The sequence below is a fragment of the Bartonella sp. CL71SXKL genome, assembly GCF_042194935.1.
Lineage (GTDB): Bacteria > Pseudomonadota > Alphaproteobacteria > Rhizobiales > Rhizobiaceae > Bartonella.
The window spans coordinates 1-1,683 of sequence record NZ_JBHINI010000042.1 but is presented as its reverse complement, the minus strand read 5'-3'; the positions used below and the strand labels follow the sequence as shown (position 1 = coordinate 1,683).

Below are 1,683 nucleotides of genomic sequence, written 5' to 3'. Positions count from 1 at the left end.
AATATGTCTGTATGCCGTTACCAATAGCAATAATATTAATGGCATTCGCATTCGGACTGTTTCCTATTTTTATATCATCATTACTTGCATACGTACTCACCCTCCTTGCTAAACTATTAACGCCAGACAGCAAAATATCATCACTATTATCGTCCTCAACAGGCAGCATCCACCCTTTTTTAACAAATGTTTTTGGCAATTTTCGCACAGCAATATTATCCGCACTCATGCTTTTATCGTTAACCGCTATTCTTGTAAGCTGTGGCACTTTCTTATCACCAACATTTCCAACTCGCGCAGAACGGCTACCTTCTGTCAAAACATTTACGATAGGACTCTTATCTCTCTTACCAGAAAGGGTTTTGGTTAAAAAATTTGCATAATCTTCAGAATCATTCAAACCAGCAACAGAGAGAAGGCTTTGTGGATAAGATACACCAGCACTTTTTACACCTTCAAGAAACGTGTTTCTAAAATCAGGATTTGCTGAAAAAACAGGCGTAACATTCGATAAGAATGTAGCCGCTATAGCCAACGAAAGAACTTTAACAAAAGAAAAACGAGAACGTTTTAATTCACTCGCTGCTTGTGGGGCATATAATTTTTTCATAACAAACTCTCCAATGAAAAAACTTAAAAACACCTCCAAAACATAAAAAAGACACATTTTAGCATTATTGATCTCTTTGGAATTCAGAGTAGACGATTATTGCTTAGAGTGTGAACATTTTGAGTCTTTAGTTTTGTTTGCGCTCTCTGTATTGAGACCTAAATGTTTGTCTTTTTGATTATGTTTTGTGGACATAAAGATGACACATTTAGAGTCTAAGTTTTTTAGTGTGCTTTTTTTCTAACTAAAAAGGGGTCTTTATATTTAATATTACATTTTACTTGGTAGTGGTTACTATAAAATCCTTTGTACTAGGTTTTAATATGTATTTTCCTAATTATAGACTTTATTTTTATTAGAAAGCATGGTTTTGTTAATAATAAGTAAAGTAAAAAGAAATTGTAATATGTCTGGAATATAGTTTTCCTTGGATAACTGGCTTTTTAGTTGGATTTTTTCTTTTTAATATATCATATAATGATATATGCGCGGTCCCGTGATGTACCTTTTATCTTTACGCACTACTTTTCCCCCTTTGAAAGTTATTTCATCAAAATGAGTCTTACTAATATACACTCCCATATTGCTATAGGCTGTTCATGAAAATAGCAACATAAAAATATAACTTTTTAGCAATATGGATTCTACTGTGATCTTTTTTCAACAAAATATAGAAAAATCTTCTATAAAACCTCACAGTTTATAGCCTCATCAAATATTATGCTTATCTCTAGATAAATACTGTGCGTCTGTAAAAAAAATATCCACCCTTATTTCAATAAATAAGGGTGGATGTTTTGTTTTCGTTGTTCGTATTATTTTATTTTCAGAGTAATTGCACCACCTATGCCCCAATGACCACCAGCACTCGTGGCAGAGAGATTAGAGCGGATTTTTCCGTTTTCAGATGTATAACCAGCACCAAGGGCAAATGCGGATTGTCCACGCCATGTGCCGCTACCAAATGAGACACTCAAAGATCCTGGCTCGTCAAAGTAACGTAGGTTGGATACTGCTAGACCAACGGCAGCTGCTTGCCTTGCCTCTTTCCGTACGCTCTTAATATCATAACT

At 34.6% G+C, this 1,683-nt stretch carries 1 protein-coding gene and 1 pseudogene; both read right to left on the bottom strand.

Features of this window, described 5'->3' with window-relative positions:
• Nucleotides 1-610, bottom strand: a pseudogene (locus ACFILA_RS09070) (hypothetical protein); the annotation flags it as partial.
• Nucleotides 611-1,425: 815 nt separating this feature from the next.
• Nucleotides 1,426-1,683 (bottom strand): YadA-like family protein (locus ACFILA_RS09065; protein ID WP_375661069.1); only part of this gene is annotated, 258 nt, incomplete at its 5' end.